This is a genomic window from Paracoccus yibinensis (assembly GCF_030846195.1).
In the GTDB taxonomy this organism is placed as follows: Bacteria; Pseudomonadota; Alphaproteobacteria; order Rhodobacterales; family Rhodobacteraceae; genus Paracoccus; species Paracoccus yibinensis.
Genome location: NZ_JAVCWH010000004.1, coordinates 294,781 through 310,750 on the forward strand (window position 1 = coordinate 294,781; position 15,970 = coordinate 310,750).

A 15,970-nucleotide genomic window follows, 5' to 3' on the forward strand; every position below is an offset into this window, starting at 1 on the left:
TCGGGCAGGCGTCATTCAGGATTCTCGGGAAGGATTGTCTTGGGTCTGGGGTGCGGCGTCCACGCCTGCCATCAGCAGGCCCAGATCGCCGGTCGTGGTGTCGCCCGGCAGGCGTTCACCCATGATGCGGCCGTCGAACATCACGGCCATGCGGTCCGACAGCGACATGATCTCGTCCAGTTCCACGGACACCAGCAGGATCGCCTTGCCCGCGTCGCGCAGTTCCACGATGCGCTTGTGGATGAATTCGATCGCGCCGATGTCCACACCGCGCGTCGGCTGGCCTATCAGCAGCAGGTCGGGATTGCGTTCGATTTCTCGGGCCACCACGATCTTCTGCTGGTTGCCGCCGGAAAAGTTGCGCGCGGCCAGGTCGCAACTGGGCGGGCGGACGTCGAAGCGGGCGATCTTGCCTTCGGCGTCGCGGCGGATGGCCACGCGGTCCATCAGCGGGCCGCGCCCGTATTCCGGCGCGTCGTGATAGCCAAAGGCGACGTTTTCCCAGGCCGAGAAATCCATGATCAGCCCCTCGGCCTGCCGGTCTTCGGGAATGTGGCCCAATCCCTGACGGCGGCGTTCGGCCGCGTTGCAGGCTGCGCCGCCCAAGGGCAGGGGCGCGCCGTTCACCCGCACCTCGCCCGATACGGTGCTGCCCTTTGGGGGATAGCCGCCCAGGATTTCCAGAAGCTGCGTCTGGCCGTTGCCCGACACGCCGGCAATCCCCAGGATCTCGCCCGCGCGGATGTCCAGATCGATGCCCCGCAGCCGTTCGACGCCCGCCGCATCGACCAGGCGCAGGTTGCGGATCTCCAGCACGGGCTTGCCGGGCTGCGCGAGCGCCTTCTCGACGTTCAGCAGCACCTTGCGCCCCACCATCAACTCGGCCAGTTCCTCGGGACTGGTTTCCGCAGTCTTGACGGATGCCACCATCTCGCCGCGCCGCATGACGGATACGGTGTCGGTGATCTCCATGATCTCGCGCAGCTTGTGGGTGATCAGGATGATCGTCTTGCCCTCGGCCCGCAGGCCTTCCAGGATGCGGAACAGGTGGTCGGCCTCGGCCGGGGTCAGAACGCCAGTCGGTTCGTCCAGGATCAGGATGTCGGCCTGGCGATACAGCGCCTTGAGGATCTCGACCCGCTGCTGGTGGCCGACCGAGAGGTTTTCCACCACCTCGTCGGGATCGACGTTCAGTTCGTATTCCTGGGCCAGTTGCCGCAACACGCCGCGCGCCTTGGACAGGGACGGGCGCAGCAGACGGCCTTCCTCGGCCCCCAGGATGATGTTTTCCAGGACGGTGAAGTTCGGGACCAGCTTGAAATGCTGGAACACCATGCCGATGCCGGCGCGGATCGCGGTCTGGCTGTCGGTAATGGTCAGGGGACGCCCGCCCACCAGGATTTCGCCCGCGTCGGGTTTGTAGAAGCCATAGAGGATTGACATCAGCGTCGATTTACCCGCGCCGTTCTCGCCGATGATGCCGTGGATCGTGCCGCGTTCGACGCGCAGGTGAATGTCGCGGTTGGCCTGCACGGGACCGAAGGCCTTGGAAATGCCGCGCAGTTCGATGGCCGCAGGGGCGGCCGTTTCCAGCCGCCCCTGTGTCTGCGTCATGGCCGCCACGTTACTGGACCGGGCAGGTGTTGTCGGTCATGTAATCGTGGACCGTGATCTCTCCGCTGGCAATCTTGGCCTTGGCCTCGTCCACGGCCGCCTGCATCTCGGGGGTGACCAGCGGCTTGTTGTTGTCGTCGATGGCCACGTCGACGCCGCCCGCCTCCAGGTCCATGACCTTGACGCCCGGCTCCACGCCGTTCTTGAAGGCGTCATAGACCGCATTGTCCACGCGCTTGACCATCGAGGTCAGGACCTTGCCTGGGTGCAGGTGGTTCTGGTTGCTGTCCACGCCGACCGACAGGATGCCCTCGTCGGCGGCCGCTTGCAGGACGCCGATGCCGGTGCCGCCCGCCGCGGCATAGATCACGTCGGCGCCCTGGCTGATCTGGGCCTTGGCAAGCTCTCCTCCCTTGACCGGGTCGTTCCAGGCGGCGGGCGTCGTGCCGGTATAATTGATCAGCACCGTGCCGTCGGGCCTGGCGGCCTTGAAGCCCTGGGCGAACCCGCATTCGAACTTGTGGATCAGCGGGATGTCCATGCCGCCGATGAAGCCGACCGTCCCCGACTTGGACGCCATCGCGGCCATGATCCCGGCCAGGTAGCTGCCCTGTTCCTCGGTGAAGACGATGGATTGGACGTTGGGCTGTTCCACGACCATGTCGATGATGGCGAAATCGGTGTCGGGGTAGTCCGGGGCCACCTGGTTCAGCACGTCGCCGAAGGCGAAGCCGGTCATCACGATGGGATTGGCGCCCGTTTCGGCCAGGCGGCGAAGCGCCTGTTCGCGCTGCGCCTCGGACTGCATCTCCAGTTCCTTGTAGGTGCCCCCGGTTTCCTCGGCCCAGCGTTGCGCGCCGTTGAAGGCGGCTTCGTTGAAGGACTTGTCGAACTTGCCGCCAAGGTCGAAGATCAGCGCCGGTTCCGCCAAGGCGGCGGCACCCGTCAGGGCCGTCAGCGCCACGCCCGCAAGCAGCGATTTCGTCAGGGACATAAGGAAACCTCATCCTGTTGTTTGCAGGCGATTCAAGCCGCCTGCGAGATGGCCCGATTAGGGCGCATCGACTGCGGTCGGTCAACCGCCTTGTTGGACAGGCGGCAACGCAAGGGTCATCACGATCGCGTCCAGATCGGGACCATAGTAACGCCGCCTGCGCCCGGATTCCCCCCAGCCTGCCGCACGATAGAGCGCCCGCGCGGTGCCATTGTCGGCGGCGACCTCCAGAAAGGCGCGGGTGGCGCCGCGTTCTTGTGACGTGGCGGCAAATTCCGCCAGCAGGTCGCGGGCGATCCCCCGGCGGCGGGCCTCGGGGGCGACGGCCAGCGTCAGCAGCTCGGCTTCGTCCGCGACGGTGCGCCCCAGCAGGAAGCCCTGGGGGCGGGTCAGCAGGAAGGCATGGGGGCTGTTCAGCAGATCGGCGAACTCCGCGCCGCTCCATGGGCGAGGGTGGACGAAGCAGCGGGCGTGCAGGGCAGCAAGCCCGTCAGGGGTCATGGCAGGATCAGCGGGGCTGCCTCGCGCGCGGGCGCGGCATCGGCGGGGCGCAGATAAAGCGGGGCAGGACGCGGGCCGGGATCGGCGTGGCGTTGCAGGGCAATGCGGGCAATCGCCACGGCGGTCGGAAGCATGGGCATCGCCGGGGCGGGGCCGGGCGGCAGCATGTCGGACTGTTCCTGCTGCGGGCGGGATTCCAGCCCGCCGAAATCCTGCCACACGACCTGACCCGCACGCAGCGGCAGCACCACCCGGCAGGGGCGGGGCAAGCCGAAGGCGGCGGCCTCGGTCGCCGTGACGCCGACCGCCGGAATGCCCAGCGACAGCGCCAGCCCGCGCGCCGCGGCGACGGCGATGCGGATGCCGGTGAAGTTGCCCGGTCCGATCCCCACGCCGATCACGGCCAGATCCTGCCAGGACAGGCCAGCATCGGCCAGCAATCCGTCCAGCAGCGGAAAAAGCCGTTCCGCCTGCCCCTTGGTCATGTCTTCGGATGCTTCCGCCAGGACGGCATCGCCCCGCAGCAAAGCGGCCGCGCAATGCGCGGCCGATGTGTCGAAGCCCAGGGCGATGGGGTCAGGCAACGGGCCGGACCTCGACCACCTCGGGGATGTAATGACGCAGCAGGTTCTCGATCCCCATCTTCAGCGTCAGGGTGGATGAGGGGCAGCCCGCGCAGGCGCCCTGCATGTGCAGATAGACGATGCCCCGGTCGAAACCGTGGAAGGTGATGTCGCCGCCGTCCTGCGCCACCGCCGGACGGACGCGGGTGTCCAGCAGTTCCTTGATCTGGGTGACGATCTCGGTATCGGGGCCGTCATGGCTGGCATGGCCCGACTGTTCCGCCACACCCTCGATGGCGGGGGCGCCGGACTGGAAATGCTCCATGATCGCGCCCAGGATCGACGGCTTGAGGTGATCCCAGGGCTGGTCGTCGGCCTTGGTCACGGTCACGAAGTCGCGGCCCAGGAAAACGCCCGTCACGCCGTCCACGGCAAAGATGCGTCGCGCCAGGGGGGATTTCGTGCCGGACTGCGCGTCGGGAAAATCGGCGGTGCCGGTTTCCAGAACGATGTCGCCGGGAAGGAACTTCAACGTCGCGGGGTTCGGTGTGGTTTCGGTCTGGATGAACATTTTGGCCAAGGCTCCTTTGGACGGGATATGGCGATGCGGGGCCTGCGGGTCAAGCGGGCGGCATCAGGTGATCGCTTCCAGCCGTTCCTTGGAGATGTCGGCGGGCACGATGGTGATGGGGCAGGGCAGCGATGCGGCGTCGCGCAGCAGCCGCGTCAGCACCGGGTTCTGGTCCGACCGGTCCGATCCCAGGCCCATGGCGACGATGCCGACCTCGGGGTCCTCGTGCAGATAGGCCAGCAGTTGCTCGGCCGGGTCGCCTTCGCGGATGACCAGTTCCGGTTCGACTTTAGGACGCATTCTCATCCACTTGGCGAAAACCTCGAAATGCGCCTCGATCCGTTCATAGGCTTCGGCGCGCATCACCTCGGCCACGCCGAAGCCATGCTGGATCTCGTCGGGGGGGACGACCGCAAGCACCGTCACCGCGCCGCCGGAATTGGACGCCCGCATCGCGGCAAAGCGCATCGCGTTCAGGCATTCCCGGCTGTCGTCCAGCATGACAAGAAATTTCCGCATCATCGCCCTTGCATTGCCGTTCCGGGCCGACAGTGACCCCTTTGCCATGGTCGCGCAAGTCATTCGGCGGATTGCCGCGGGGGGCGGTTTTCATATGTGCCGTCCTATGCTACCGGGCAGAAAAGAGTTAATTGTTGCAGGGCAGGCATCGTGACGATCCACCATGACTGGGACAAGACCAAGGCAGCGTATCTTCCGGCCACCAGCCTGACCTGGCTTATGCAGCAGGCCAATCTGGCCGACGTGAAGCCGTTGCCTCGTCGTAAGCGCCTGTTCGATATCGTTCTTGCCCTGATCCTGCTGGTCCCGCTGTCCATGGTCATGGCTGTCGTGGCCGTCTTGCTGCTGGTGGTGCAGGGCAGGCCGATCTTCTATGCTGCCCCCCGGATGCGCACTCCGACCGAGACTTTCCTGCATCTCAAGTTCCGCACAATGCTGCAGGAAGACAAGGATTCGGGTGTGACTGGCGCACACAAGAACTGGCGGATCACGCCGTTGGGCCATTTCCTCCGCCGCAGCCGCATCGACGAAATGCCGCAGCTGTTCAACATCCTCAAGGGCGACATGAGCTTTGTCGGCCCGCGTCCCACAATCCGCGAATATGTCGATCGTTTCCCCGCCGTCTATAGCCAGGTCCTTAAGAACCGGCCTGGCGTGACCGGCCTCGCCACCCTGATTTATCACCAGCACGAGGGCAAGATACTGTCCTGCTGCCGCAGCGCAGAGGAAACCGAGCGCGCCTATGCCCGCCGCTGTCTGCCGACCAAGCTGAAGATCGACCTGATTTATCAGAAGAATCGCACCATGGCGCTTGATCTTTGGATCATGTGGCAGACCCTGGTCGTCGTGTTGGGCAAGGGCGCGCGGCCGCGCAGAGGCAATCGCGGCAGCTGACAGTTGCTGCAACTTACGGGATTTTCGACAAAAGGATATTTTCCCGTCCTGCAGACGCGATAGGCGGGGGATAGTCGCAGTGGGCAAGTTTCTTATTACCGGGGGAGCCGGCTTCATCGGAAGCCATCTGGTCGACCGTCTGATCGCAAGGGGCGATGAGGTGGTGATCCTTGACGACCTCTCATCGGGGCAGCGTCGAAACATTCACAAGGGCGCGCGCCTGGTGCAGGGCACCATCCTCGACGGACCGCTGGTGGACCGGCTGGCGGCGGGAACCGACGGCATCTTCCACCTGGCGGCACAGGTTTCAGTGCAGGCCTGCATCGACGACTGGATGGGCGCGCATCGGATCAATCTGGATGGTGCGCTGACCGTATTCCTGGCGGCGCAACGGAATGGCAACCTGCCTGTCGTCTTCACCTCAACCGCCGCCGTTTACGGGGATTCGCCGAACGAGTTCTGCCGGGAAACGGATGCGGCCCTTCCTGTTTCGCCATATGGAGCGGACAAGCTGGCCGCCGAACTTCACCTGCGCGCCTTGTTCGCAACGCGGGGGCTGCCCTCGGTCAGCTTGCGGCTGTTCAACGTCTATGGCGACCGGCAGGATCCCCGGTCGCCCTATGCGGGCGTCATTTCCAAGTTCTTTTCCGATGTGCGCGAGGGGCGCCCCCATACGGTCTATGGCGACGGCCAGCAGGTCCGCGACTTCATCTATGTCAATGACGTGGTCAGCGGTTTGCTGGATGCCTTTGCGTTCATCACCACTCAACCCGGTGCGCATTGCTTCAACCTCTGCACCGGAAAGGCGACAAGCGTGATCGATCTGGCCCGCAGGATCGATGCCGTCTGCGCTGAGGGGTTGGTGGCCATCAGGCACGTCCCGGCACGCAAGGGCGACATCCGCGTATCGAGGGGCGCCGGAGACGCTGCACGGTCCGCATTCGGGTTCTTGCCTGCCTTCACGGTGGACCAGGGGTTGTCCGATCTGCACCGCGCAATGGGACGGGACTGAACCGGTCAGGCGAACGGATCCTGCGGATAGCCGACGCCGCACAGGTAAAGGCCATGCGGCGGGCAGACCGGCCCACAGGCCGCGCGGTCGCACGCGGCCAGGACATCGGCCACCCGGTCCGGGGACCAGGAACCCGCGCCGACCCGTTCCAATGTCCCGACGATCGAGCGGACCTGGTTGTGCAGGAACGACCGCGCCCGCAGGTGAAACCGGTATTCGCGCCCGTGGGGGATCTCGACCTCGCTGATATGGATCTCGTCCAGGGTTTTCACCGGGCTGGCCGACTGGCAGATCGAGGACCGGAAGGTCGTGAAATCATGCCGCCCCACCAGATGCGCCGCCCCTTGCCGCATGGCATCAGCGTACAGCGGGTGCAGCACCTGCCAGACCAGGCCCCGGTCATGCGTTGCAGGCGCGCGGCGGGCCTGCAGGCGGAACAGATAGCGCCGTTCGGTGGCGGAAAAGCGGGCGTGGAAATCGTCGGGAACGCGGGCGGCTGCAAGCACCGCCACGGGGGCGGGCTTCAGATGGAAATTCAGCGCCTCGGCCAGCCGGAAGGGATCCCAGTCACGCGCCAGATCGGCATGGGCGACCTGCGCGGTGGCATGGACGCCCGCATCCGTGCGCCCCGCAGCCGCGATCCGCGCACCTGCCGCGAAACCCGCGTCCAGCCGGGCAAGGGCCCCTTCAATGGCCGTCTGGACTGACGGCTGGTCGGCCTGCGCCTGCCATCCGGCAAAGGGGCGCCCGTCATATTCGATCTTCAACGCAAAACGCGGCATCGGAGGATCAGCGCGCCTTGTCCCGATCGGGGGTCAGCAGGCCGTCAAGGAACTGCGCGGTTTCCGTGCGCGGCGCATCAAGGGCCGCCGGTTCGCTGGCCCGCACGCCTTCGCGCGCCAACCGTTCGCGCAAGACCGAGATCTCGATCTCCAGGTCGGTCTTCCCCCCTTCAAGCAATCGTCGGGACTTGGCGCTGAAATCCTTTTCCAGATCGTCCAGAAAGGTCTCATAGGACAACCGTGTCGCCGGATCCTGGGTCTGGCGATACAGGTCGGCGAACTTCACCGTCGCGTCGCGGGCGCCCATCAGATAGACGCCCAGATAGCGACGGGCGGCGGACAGATCGCCCGGATTGCTGCGCACCCGGTCGAACAGGTCGCCGACCGTCGCGGCAAAGCGATCCACGCGCGCCTCCAGCCAGCGGTCGTCCAGGCGGCGGATCGCATCGCGCATCTGATCAAGATGCGCCTCGGCGTCCTCGATCATCTTCTGGGCGCGTTCGCCCTGGAACCCCTCGGTCCCGGACATGCCCTTGTCGCGCATGGGATCCGCGCCGAAGGCCAGCCAGTGCAGCACCATGCCGGTGGCACCGACGACGCCCGCCCCGGCCAGGCTGCCCGGTTCGGCCATTCCCAGGCCCAGGCCCAGCCCGGTCATGACGCTGCCGAACAGCTTGCGCGGGATGGCCGGGCGGCGGGCGACGCGGCGCACCTGATAGGCGGCCTCGGCGGCCAGGCCTTCGCCGGTCATCCACATGGCGCTGGCGATCACGCCGAAGGCCGCAAGGCTGCCGGCCATGCCCGCCGGTTCCTGGAAGAAGGCGCCGAACAGAAAGGGCAGGGCCGCGAAGGTGACGTATTTGGGGCGCCCGGCCAGCGGGTGCCGGATCGGCGCCGCGGGCACGGGGTTGAGATTGCCGTCCTGCGGTCCAAGGCCGGGCGAATAGCGCCCGCCAAAGCGTTTTGCCATGACCTTACCCCGCCCCGAAGGACGCATAAAGCGTCACCAGAACCAGCAGATAGAAGCTGAGCCGCTGAATGGCCTTCTGCGACATGCCTGTCCTTTCCCTGGGGCCGCGGTGGCCCGTCCCGCCCTATATCGGGATTGTGCGCCCGATTGCAAAGATCAGGGGCGCGGAAACAGCCGGTTAAGCGCCTGGTCCAGGGGCGCCGGATCCTCGATGGCCAGCCGCACCGGCAGGGTCATCACCCTTGGCCGGAAGGACCGGGGCAGGCGGGCCGCGTCCTTTTCGGTGGTGACAAGCTGCGCGCCCAGCAGCCGCGATTCGGTTTCCAGCCGGGTCAGCAGGGCGGGGGTGAAGGGCTGGTGATCCTCCAGCGCCTCGGCCCGGACCAGGTCGGCGCCCAGGGTCGCCAGGGTGGCGAAGAACTTTTCGGGGTGCCCGATGCCCGCAAAGGCCAGGACGCGATGGCCTTGCCAGTCCATGCCCATTTGCAGGGGCGCCAGATGCCCGCGCAGATGCGGCGGGGCGTTCGGGGGCGCGGCAAAGCGCGCCTGCGCATCCGGCGGGCCAATGGACAGCAGCAGGTCGGCGCGCGCAAGACCGGCGGCGACGGGTTCGCGCAGCGGTCCGGCGGGAATGCACAGACCGTTTCCGAAGCCCTTGGCGGCATCGACGACCACCAGCGACAGGTCATGGGCCAAGGCCGGATCCTGGAAGCCGTCGTCCAGGATGATCGCCTGCGCGCCGTCTGCAACGGCCGCCCGTGCGCCCGCCAGACGGTCCTTGGCCACCCAGACCGGCCCGAACGCCGCCATCAGCAGCGGCTCGTCCCCCGTCAGCGCGGCCTCGTGGCGGGCTTCGATCACCCGCAGGGGGCCTTCCGCGCTGCCGCCATAGCCACGCGACACAACATGGGCGGCGATGCTGCGCGCCTGCAGCGCCTGTTGCAGATGGACGACGGTGGGGGTCTTGCCGGTGCCGCCCGCGTTCAGGTTGCCCACGCAGATCACCGGCACGCCCACCCGCGCGCGCGCCCCACCAGCCAGCCGCCGGGCGGTGGCGCGCGCATAGGCCGCGCCCAGCGGCGACAGCAGGCGCGCGGTGAAAGCAGGCGGGTCTTGATACCAGAAGGCAGGGGCGCGTCTCATGGCTCGGCCTTTCCGATGGCGTCCAGGACGGGCGCGCAGATCCGCATGGTGACATCCGCCCCGCCGGTGCTGACCGTCCAGGCGTTGCTGGCCAGCGTGGCGATCAGATCCGGCTGGGACAGTTCGGCGATGGCGGCGGCCAGATCCTCGGCCGAGTTGACCTGCCGCGCCGCGCCCGCGCCGCCAAGCTGCTGCCATTCGGTCGCATGGCGTTCCGTATGGGGGCCGTGAACGATGGCCGATCCCAGGGCGGCGGGCTCGAAGGGGTGGCGCGCGGCCGCGTCATCGCCCGACAGGGTGCCGCCCAGATAGGTGACGGGCGCCAGGCGATACCACAGCCCCATTTCGGTTGGGCCGTCGGTCAGCATGACCTGGACATCGTCGGTCGGATCCTCGTCCAGCGACCGGCGCGCGACGACAAGGCCGCTGGCCTCGATCTCGTCGGCCAGGGGATCGATCCGATCGGGGTCGCGGGGGGCCAGGAACAGCAAGGCGCGGTGGGATTGCGCCAGGGCCGCGTGATGGGCGGCCAGCACGGCGTGTTCCTCGGACGGGGGGACGGATGCGGCAAGCCAGGCATGGCGGCCGCGCAGAAGCTGGGCCAGGGTGCTGCGCTCGGCTTCGGAACAGGGCAGCGGGTCGCGGATCTCGGCAACCGGCCCGGTCATTGTCGCGCGCCTGCGGTCGACGCCCATGCGCAGGACGACCGAATGGCTGGCCGGATCGGTCACGAGGACCGCGCGCATCTGGCGCAGCAGGGCGCGGCGCGCACTGGCCCGCAGCGCCCAGCCGAGGTCGTCGGACGCAAAGCGTCCTTCGGCCAGGAAGATGGGCAGGTCGCGGCGGGCCGCCGCCTGGATCAGCGCGGCGGGCAGGTCCGATCCCAGCAGCAGCAGGGCGGCGGTACCGGCCTGCATCAGCGTCTCGGCCGCGGCGGGCGCGGGATCGCCCGCGTCCAGGATGCGCAGATCCGGCCTGCCGCGCATCAGGCGCCGCTGGACCTGGCCAAAGGCCGCACGGGCTTCAGGCGCGACCTGGACCAGAAGCAGGGGGCCTGCGCCCGGTGGGATGTCGGGCAGGGGGGTATCGGCTTGCGCGACCCGGCGGCGCTGCCACCAAAGGCCAAGCTGGCCGATGCCGGTTCCCCTGATCATGCGCCTGCGCCCGTTCGGCCCGATCAGTCCCTGACTTCCAGTTCCTCGGTCGAACTGGCGGCCGCTTCCTCGTCCCGCAGGCGGTGCAGGTGCGCGATGAAGTAGCGGGTGTGGGCGCTGTCCACCGTCCGCTGCGCCTCGGCCTTCCAGGCGTCATAGGCGGACTGGTAGTTCGGGAAGATGCCGACGATGTGGATGTCGTCGGTGTTTCGGAATTGGGTGCCCTGCGGGTCGATCAATTCGCCGCCGAAGACAAGGTGCAGGCGTTGGCTCATGAGTGGTTTCCCCTGGTTGTTTCGGCGCGGACCTTAGACCGGCGGCGCGCCAAGATGAAGCGGAAGGCCGGGGGTTTCACACCCCCGGTCCCCCGTGGGATATTTCTGCCAGAATGAAGGACCCGTCACAGTCCCGCCAGCTTCAGGATCGCGGCCCATTCGGCCTCGGTCACGGGCTGCACCGAAAGGCGCGAATTGTTGACCAGCACCATGTCCCTCAGCGCCGGTTCCTGCTTGGCCTGATCCAGCGAGAGAGGCCGGGGCAGGGGCTTTAGGGCCTTGATGTCCACGCATTCCCATTTCGGATCATCGGCCGTGCTGTCGGGATGGGCCTCGGCGATGACCTGGACGATGCCCACGGCTTCCTTGCCGATGTTGGAATGATAGAACAGGCCCAGATCGCCCACCTTCATGGCGCGCATGAAGTTGCGGGCCTGATAGTTGCGCACCCCGTCCCATTCCTCGCCCGCGTCGCCCTTGGCGACCAGGTCGTCCCAGCTGAAGACGTCGGGTTCGGATTTGAACAGCCAATAGGCCATCAGCCGATCACCTTCTTCCATTCGATGACTTCCACGCTGTCAAACAGCCCGGCCGACTTGTAGGGGTCGTTCGCGGCCCAGTCCTGCGCGGCGGCCAGGTCGTCGGCTTCCAGGATCAGCAGCGATCCGCGCATCTCGCCGTCCTGGATCAGCGGGCCGGCCATGCGGACGATCCCGCTGTCGCGGATGAAGCCCAGATGCGCCTCGCGCGTGTCGAGACGGGTTTGCAGGGCGCCGGGCTTGTCCCGGCAGATCACGGCGAACAGGGGCATCATTCCTCCTTCAGGGGGCGGGTCATCAGCATCTCGGCCGCGTTTTCGATGGAAACCCTGCCTTCGGCAAGGGCCGCGACCATGGCGGCGATGGGCATGTCGCAGCCGATCCGCTGCGACAGGGCGGCGACGGCGCGGGCGGTGGCCGCGCCTTCCACGGTGGTGTCGGCGTCGAAGGGTTGATGGGCACCAAGCGCCTGGCCAAAGCGGAAGTTGCGCGACTGCGCCGAGGTGCAGGTCAGCGTCAAATCGCCCAGCCCCGACAGCCCGGTCAGCGTTTCCGGGCGGGCGCCCAGCCGGGCGGAAAGGCGGGTCATCTCGGCGAAGCCGCGGGTGATGATGGCGGCGCGCGCGCTGTCGCCCAGGCCCGCGCCGATGACCACGCCCGCCGCGATGGCGATGACGTTCTTCAGCGCGCCGCCCAGTTCCGCGCCGATCACGTCGGTGGTTCGGTAAAGCCGCAGGACAGGCGTGGACAGGTCATGTTGCAAGGCCTTGCCCGCCACGGGATCCGCGCAGGCCAGGGTCAGGGCGGTGGGCAGGCCGCGCGCGATATCGGCGGCGAATGACGGGCCGGTCAGGACGGCGACTGTCGCCGAAGGGCAGGCATCGGCCAGCAGAACGGATGGTCCTGTCAGCCGGGACAGATCTATGCCCTTGGCGGTGCTGACCAGGTTCTTGCCGTCCAGAAGCGCCGCGCGGTCGGCCAGAAACCCGCCAAGCGCCTGCGCGGGCAGGGCCAGCAGCAGCGTGTCGGCCTTCGTGGCCGCGTGCAGGTCGTCGGTGATGCGCACGGCGCCGGGCAGCACCACGCCGGGCAGGCGGGGATTGTCGCGGCCCCAGCTTGTGTCCCGCGCCCAGAGCGTCACCGGGCCGTTCGCCGACAGCGCCACCGCCAGTGCCGTTCCAAAGGCGCCCGCGCCCAGGATCGCGATGCTCATGCCTTGGCCCCCTTCTTGCCGCCGCCCAGCATCGGCGCGGCGCTGCCGTCCAGCGGCCAGCGGGGGCGGGCGGCCAGGTCCATGCCGTCGCGCTGCCCCAGGGCAAAGCGTTCGGCCCCGGCCCATGCGATCATCGCGCCATTGTCGGTGCAAAGCGCCAAGGGCGGGGCCAGGAAGCGGGCGCCCGCATCCTGCGCGACCTGCTGAAGCGCCGCGCGGATGGTGCGGTTGGCCGCCACGCCGCCCGCGACGGCCAGGATGGGGACAGGGCTGGCGGCCAGGGCGCGGCGGGATTTTTCGGCCAGAACCTCGGCCACGGCTTGTTGGAAGGCGGCGCAGAGGTCGGCGCGATCCCCCTGCCGCAAGCCGCCCTGTTCCGCAATCAACTGGTCGCGCAGACGCAGCGCGGCGGTCTTCAGGCCCGAGAACGACATGTCGCAGCCCGGCCGGTCCAGCAGCGGACGGGGCAGGGCGAAGCGGTCGGGATCGCCGGTCGCGGCCTCGGCCTCGACCGAAGGACCGCCTGGCTGGGGCAGGGCCAGCAGCTTGGCCAGCTTGTCGAAAGCCTCGCCCGGGGCGTCGTCGATGGTGCCGCCAATGCGGGTGAAATCCTGCGCGCCGTCCACGCGCAGGAACTGGCAATGCCCGCCCGAAACCAGCAGCATCAGATAGGGAAAGCCGATCCCGTCGGTCAGGCGCGGGGTCAGCGCGTGGCCCGCCAGATGATTTACGCCGATCAGCGGCAGGCCTGCGCCCGCGGCGATGCCCTTGGCGCACATCACGCCCGCCATCACGCCGCCGATCAGCCCCGGCCCCGCCGTGACCGCCACCGCCGTGACGTCGGACAGCGCGACCCCTGCTTGCGAGAGCGCCTGTTCCACCGCCAGATCCAGCCGTTCCGCATGCGCGCGCGCGGCGATTTCCGGCACCACGCCGCCGAAATCGGCATGCAGCGCGGTCTGGCCGTGAACCACCGAGGACAGGATCCGACGGCCGCCCGTCACCAGGGCGGCGGCGGTGTCGTCGCAACTGCTCTCGATGCCAAGGAAAATCTGGTGGTCGTCCATGCTCTTGCCGGGCGGGGGAATGGCGCTTAGGCGTTAGGCCCTAGCATCGGTCATGGGGTTTGCCAATGTCCAGTCCCGCGCGGCCTGTCCTGTTGCTGACACGCCCGCTGCAAGATTCGCGACGCTTCGCGGCGATGCTGCCGGACTGGGATGCCGTGATCTCTCCGCTGCTGGAAATCAAGGCCGTGGATCACGACAGCGCGCCCCTGCACGCGGCGCCGGGGCTGGTCTTCACCTCGGCCCATGCTGTGGCTTCGGCGGGGCCTGGACGCGGGCGGCTGGCGCTGTGCGTGGGCGGGCACACGGCGCAGATGGCGCGCGAGGCCGGGTTCGACGTGCGCGAAGGAAACGGCTTTGCCGAGGGTCTTTTCCCGCTGATCAAGGCGGCAGACGTGCCGCTGATCCACCCGCATGGCCGCCATCTGGCCAAGCGCCTGCCGGTGCCGGGGGTGATTGTCTATGACCAGCAGGCCCTGCCCTTGTCCGACCGGGCGCGAGCGCTGCTGGCGGGTGACGCGCCTGTGGTGCTGCCGCTGTTTTCGCCACGCAGCGCCCGGCTTGCCTCGGATGCCGCGCGGGGCGCAAGGGCGGCGTTGTGGCCGGTGGCGATCAGCGACGCGACCTTGGCTGCCTGGGATGGGCCTTCCACCGGCCACGAGGTGGCCGACCGGCCCGAGGCTGCGGCCATGGTTGCGGCCATTCGCCGGCTTGCCTTGGCGGAACAATGATGCGCAGGGCGGGTTGAGAAGCAGCCGCGGTCTTATTAGGCTGCAGGCCAGACGCGGCTATGCTGCTGCCGCGAGACGGGGACAAGACGTGAAAAAGCCAAACAAGACGAAAAGCTCCAGCCCTTCCGAGACTGCGCAGGACACGCCGCCCCTGATGCTGAAGAAGAATCCGGCCGAACCGGGCATCATCGCCCAGACCGACATCGCCCCGGGCGAACCTGCCGCCCCTGCCGGGTCGGGGACCGAGATCAGGCCGGTGGAATCCACCCTGCTGGGGGATGGGACGGACCAGCACCCCCCCGCTGCGCGCAAGGCCCAGGATGCCCCCGAGGACAAGCCAGCCGAACCCGTTGTGCGCGATGCCCCGGCACTGGATACGGCCACGGTCTCGACTCCGGTCTCGACCGCTGCCCCGGCGCAGAAGGTGACCGTGCGGAAGACCGGCTTCTGGCCCGTGTTCCTGGGCGGGGTGGTTGCAGCGGGACTGGGATCGGCCGCGACCATCTGGGCGCTGCCGCACCTGCCCGCAGGCTGGCTGCCCGAACAGCCCGAATCCCAGGTTGTCGCCACGGCAGCCCCCGAGATCGATGTCGCTGCCATCCGCAGCGAGGCTGTGGCCGCCGCCCAGGCCGCGACGTCTGAGCAGATCGACGCCCTGCGCGCCGAAATAGCCCAGGCCCCCGCGGCCCCGGAGACACCCGCCGGCCCTTCGGCCGAGGATCTGGCCGCGCTGCGCCAGCAGGTCGAATCGCAGGCTGCGCGGATCCAGGAACTGGCCGCCCGCCCGCAGATCGACCCCGACATTGCCGCGCGCGTGCAGACCCTGGCCGAGCAGGCCGACACGCTGGAGCAGCAGCTTCAGACCGCAGCCCAGGCCGCGCAGGCCCGGATCAACGCAGCCCAGGCCGAGGCGCAGCAGTTGCAGGAAGCCGCCGCGGAAAGCACCCGCCGGGCCGAAGCCGTCGCCGCCGTTGCGGCGCTGCAAGCCGCCCTTGACCGGGGCGTGACCCCGGACGAGGCGCGCCAGACCCTGGAAGGCGCGGGACTTGAGGCGCCCGAGGCGCTGACGCGCGAGGTTCCCAGCCTGGACAGCCTGCAGGCGTCCTTCCCTGAAGCGGCGCGGGCGGCCCTGCGCGCATCCCTGCGCCAGGACAGCGCGGCGGGCAATGGCAGCCTGTTCGGCAACTTCATCCGCGCCCAGACCGGCGCCCGATCGGTCGAGCCGCGCGAAGGCACGGACCCCGATGCGATCCTGTCGCGCGCCAACGCGGCGGTCGAGGAAGGCCGCATCGGTGATGCCGTGACGGAAATCGAGGCGCTGCCGGAACCGGGCAAGACCGCCACCGCCATGGCCGAATGGCTGGCCGGGGCTACCGCCTATCGCGACGCGCAGGCGGCCCTGTCCGACCTGTCCGCCCCTGCAAACTGAGG

At 68.2% G+C, this 15,970-nt stretch carries 19 protein-coding genes; 4 read left to right on the top strand and 15 right to left on the bottom strand.

From position 1 onward, the window contains the following. Positions 1-15: 15 nt before the first annotated feature. The 6 genes from RAH32_RS11750 to RAH32_RS11775 all read right to left on the bottom strand — a co-directional run bounded on the left by RAH32_RS11750 (position 16) and on the right by RAH32_RS11775 (position 4,762). Positions 16-1,614 (bottom strand): ABC transporter ATP-binding protein, encoded by a 1,599-nt coding sequence (locus tag RAH32_RS11750; RefSeq protein ID WP_306608123.1) that lies wholly within the window; start codon positions 1,612-1,614, stop codon positions 16-18. A gap of 10 nt (positions 1,615-1,624) precedes the next feature. Continuing rightward, positions 1,625-2,608 (bottom strand): BMP family lipoprotein, encoded by a 984-nt coding sequence (locus RAH32_RS11755; protein ID WP_306608124.1) that lies wholly within the window; start codon positions 2,606-2,608, stop codon positions 1,625-1,627. 81 nt (positions 2,609-2,689) lie between these two features. Then, positions 2,690-3,109: a ribosomal protein S18-alanine N-acetyltransferase gene (gene rimI, locus RAH32_RS11760; protein ID WP_306608125.1), complete on the bottom strand. Its 420-nt coding sequence runs from the start codon at positions 3,107-3,109 to the stop codon at positions 2,690-2,692. Next, positions 3,106-3,693 carry a tRNA (adenosine(37)-N6)-threonylcarbamoyltransferase complex dimerization subunit type 1 TsaB gene (gene tsaB, locus RAH32_RS11765; protein WP_306608126.1) on the bottom strand — a complete coding sequence of 196 codons (588 nt, stop codon included), beginning with the start codon at positions 3,691-3,693 and terminating at the stop codon, positions 3,106-3,108. The genes rimI and tsaB overlap by 4 nt, the downstream gene beginning before the upstream one ends. Then, on the bottom strand, positions 3,686-4,243 hold the full coding sequence (locus RAH32_RS11770; RefSeq protein ID WP_306608127.1) for a NifU family protein: 558 nt from the start codon (positions 4,241-4,243) through the stop codon (positions 3,686-3,688). The genes tsaB and RAH32_RS11770 overlap by 8 nt, the downstream gene beginning before the upstream one ends. Positions 4,244-4,306: 63 nt before the next feature. After that, positions 4,307-4,762, bottom strand: coding sequence for a universal stress protein (locus tag RAH32_RS11775; protein WP_306608207.1), 456 nt, complete (start codon positions 4,760-4,762; stop codon positions 4,307-4,309). A 150-nt stretch (positions 4,763-4,912) separates the two neighbouring features. On the opposite strand from RAH32_RS11775, the gene RAH32_RS11780 reads away from it, so the two are divergent. Together RAH32_RS11780 and RAH32_RS11785 are read left to right on the top strand one after the other, a co-directional pair. Then, positions 4,913-5,656, top strand: a complete 744-nt coding sequence (locus RAH32_RS11780; RefSeq protein WP_306608128.1) for a sugar transferase — start codon at positions 4,913-4,915, stop codon at positions 5,654-5,656. Between the two features lie 79 nt (positions 5,657-5,735). Then, the gene (locus RAH32_RS11785; RefSeq protein WP_306608129.1) at positions 5,736-6,668 is read left to right on the top strand and encodes an NAD-dependent epimerase/dehydratase family protein; all 933 of its coding nucleotides are present in this window, start codon (positions 5,736-5,738) and stop codon (positions 6,666-6,668) included. Between the two features lie 5 nt (positions 6,669-6,673). On the opposite strand, the gene truA is transcribed toward RAH32_RS11785, so the two are convergent. The 9 genes from truA to tsaD all read right to left on the bottom strand — a co-directional run bounded on the left by truA (position 6,674) and on the right by tsaD (position 13,811). Beyond that, positions 6,674-7,450, bottom strand: a complete 777-nt coding sequence (gene truA / locus RAH32_RS11790) for a tRNA pseudouridine(38-40) synthase TruA (protein WP_306608130.1) — start codon at positions 7,448-7,450, stop codon at positions 6,674-6,676. A gap of 7 nt (positions 7,451-7,457) precedes the next feature. Further along, positions 7,458-8,420, bottom strand: a complete 963-nt coding sequence (locus RAH32_RS11795; RefSeq protein WP_306608131.1) for a 5-bromo-4-chloroindolyl phosphate hydrolysis family protein — start codon at positions 8,418-8,420, stop codon at positions 7,458-7,460. Positions 8,421-8,576: 156 nt separating this feature from the next. Further along, the gene (lpxK, locus tag RAH32_RS11800) at positions 8,577-9,563 is read right to left on the bottom strand and encodes a tetraacyldisaccharide 4'-kinase (protein ID WP_306608132.1); all 987 of its coding nucleotides are present in this window, start codon (positions 9,561-9,563) and stop codon (positions 8,577-8,579) included. Continuing rightward, entirely contained in the window at positions 9,560-10,717 is a 1,158-nt protein-coding gene (locus RAH32_RS11805) for a glycosyltransferase N-terminal domain-containing protein (protein ID WP_306608133.1), read from the bottom strand. Before RAH32_RS11805 ends, lpxK begins: the two co-directional genes overlap by 4 nt. Positions 10,718-10,740: 23 nt before the next feature. Then, entirely contained in the window at positions 10,741-10,992 is a 252-nt protein-coding gene (locus tag RAH32_RS11810) for a DUF4170 domain-containing protein (protein WP_306608134.1), read from the bottom strand. 125 nt (positions 10,993-11,117) lie between these two features. Next, entirely contained in the window at positions 11,118-11,531 is a 414-nt protein-coding gene (locus RAH32_RS11815) for an EVE domain-containing protein (RefSeq protein WP_306608135.1), read from the bottom strand. After that, positions 11,531-11,806, bottom strand: a complete 276-nt coding sequence (locus RAH32_RS11820) for a YciI family protein (protein ID WP_306608136.1) — start codon at positions 11,804-11,806, stop codon at positions 11,531-11,533. The genes RAH32_RS11815 and RAH32_RS11820 overlap by 1 nt, the downstream gene beginning before the upstream one ends. Beyond that, positions 11,803-12,744, bottom strand: coding sequence for an NAD(P)H-dependent glycerol-3-phosphate dehydrogenase (locus RAH32_RS11825; protein WP_306608137.1), 942 nt, complete (start codon positions 12,742-12,744; stop codon positions 11,803-11,805). Before RAH32_RS11825 ends, RAH32_RS11820 begins: the two co-directional genes overlap by 4 nt. Beyond that, positions 12,741-13,811: a tRNA (adenosine(37)-N6)-threonylcarbamoyltransferase complex transferase subunit TsaD gene (gene tsaD, locus RAH32_RS11830; RefSeq protein ID WP_306608138.1), complete on the bottom strand. Its 1,071-nt coding sequence runs from the start codon at positions 13,809-13,811 to the stop codon at positions 12,741-12,743. The genes RAH32_RS11825 and tsaD overlap by 4 nt, the downstream gene beginning before the upstream one ends. Before the next feature lie 65 nt (positions 13,812-13,876). Here tsaD and RAH32_RS11835 point away from each other — a divergent pair, with 65 nt between their 5' ends. After that, a complete protein-coding gene (locus RAH32_RS11835) occupies positions 13,877-14,539 on the top strand; it encodes a uroporphyrinogen-III synthase (RefSeq protein WP_306608139.1) in 663 nt (220 codons plus the stop codon). 154 nt (positions 14,540-14,693) lie between these two features. Continuing rightward, positions 14,694-15,968, top strand: a complete 1,275-nt coding sequence (locus RAH32_RS11840) for a COG4223 family protein (RefSeq protein ID WP_306608140.1) — start codon at positions 14,694-14,696, stop codon at positions 15,966-15,968. The last annotated feature ends 2 nt before the right edge of the window (positions 15,969-15,970 follow it).